The organism is Alcanivorax sp. HI0083, from assembly GCF_001635175.1.
In genome coordinates this window covers 1-814 of record NZ_LWFX01000152.1, presented here as the reverse complement: position 1 = coordinate 814, position 814 = coordinate 1, and the positions used below count along the sequence as shown (strand labels likewise).

Below are 814 nucleotides of genomic sequence, written 5' to 3'. Positions count from 1 at the left end.
TGCTTCCACCGACAAAGTAGCCGTAAAAGCCGGAAATCACGAAAGGAAGAATGATTGCGGCAAGCAGGACCTTGCCCACGGGACCGCGGACAAACCGTCTGAACTCCTGCATGAAATTACTCCGTAGGGATACTCTCGAAATTCGATCTTATTATTCAGAACCGGCGGATGACTGCAGGTTCCCTTAAATGCAAAAAAGCGTACCCCTTACGAGTACGCTTTCTCAAACTGGCGGAGCGGACGGGACTCGAACCCGCGACCCCCGGCGTGACAGGCCGGTATTCTAACCAGCTGAACTACCGCTCCTGCAAACAGTTTAGTTCACCGCGTCTTTCAGTGCCTTACCGGCTTTGAAGCCCGGTACGTTGGCAGCGGCGATCTTGATGGTCTGGCCAGTTTGCGGGTTACGGCCATCGCGGGCTTCACGACGCTTCACTGCAAAAGTACCAAAACCTACCAGAGAAACGCTGTCACCTTTTTTCAGGGCACCAGTTACCGCTTCCAAAGTAGAATCCAGAGCACGACCTGCGTCGGCTTTGGAAATATCCGCGCTAGCGGCAATCGCATCAATCAACTCTGACTTATTCACAAAGTTCCCCTTTCTCTATTTTCCCGGTTTTATGGTCGAGGCGTGATGCACTCTCCTTATGCGAAGCCGCCTTTATACCAACGGGTATCAGGGGCGTCAAGAAAGGAGAAGCGCGATCTCACCCAAGTTAAAACAATTGAAAAACCATACAGATCAACAATTTAAAAAGGTTTAAATATGATCCGTTAATGTGTACTAGGACGTTTGTTACCTTCCTGGTTTTTC

The 814-nt window shown here is 50.0% G+C and carries 1 protein-coding gene and 1 tRNA gene; both read right to left on the bottom strand.

Features of this window, described 5'->3' with window-relative positions; translation table 11 throughout:
• Positions 1–229: 229 nt before the first annotated feature.
• Positions 230–306: transfer RNA gene (locus A3754_RS01645), tRNA-Asp, on the bottom strand.
• 10 nt (positions 307–316) lie between these two features.
• Entirely contained in the window at positions 317–589 is a 273-nt protein-coding gene (locus A3754_RS01640) for an HU family DNA-binding protein (RefSeq protein ID WP_039925990.1), read from the bottom strand.
• Between the last annotated feature and the right edge of the window lie 225 nt (positions 590–814).